This is a genomic window from Comamonas sp. 14P8.1.4 (genome assembly GCF_057799285.1).
In genome coordinates this window covers 1-328 of sequence record NZ_JBYOKN010000045.1, presented here as the reverse complement: position 1 = coordinate 328, position 328 = coordinate 1, and the positions used below count along the sequence as shown (strand labels likewise).

General features: G+C 51.2%; 1 protein-coding gene and 1 tRNA gene. One reads left to right on the top strand and one right to left on the bottom strand.

Annotated elements, in window-relative coordinates; translation table 11 throughout:
* Positions 1–283 (top strand): hypothetical protein (locus AC27VO_RS16565; protein WP_488667812.1); only part of this gene is annotated, 283 nt, incomplete at its 5' end.
* Here the strand turns inward: AC27VO_RS16565 and AC27VO_RS16560 are convergent.
* Positions 254–328: transfer RNA gene (locus tag AC27VO_RS16560), tRNA-Val, on the bottom strand. The genes AC27VO_RS16565 and AC27VO_RS16560 overlap by 30 nt on opposite strands.

The following is a 328-nucleotide window of genomic DNA, read 5'->3' as shown; positions in this document are numbered from 1 at the left end:
ATTCACACCATGGATGCACTCTAAAGAGCGATACCCCCGCAAATCGACGCCATACGGTAGCGCAGATTTGGACTGCATCGGCAGCGCACCAAAACGAGCGGAGCATTATCGATTTAAGCTTGGTAACAAAGCAACCGCCCGTTGTTCCATGCAACGCATCACCGAATGGCGGCAATTAAAGATGGGAGCCACACACGGCGTGTGGAAGCGCCAACAAAAATGCCTCTTAAACCGAAATTTAAGAGGCTTGATATGGTGGGTGATACATGGATTGAACATGTGACCCCTGCCGTGTGAAGGCAGTGCTCTACCGCTGAGCTAATCACCC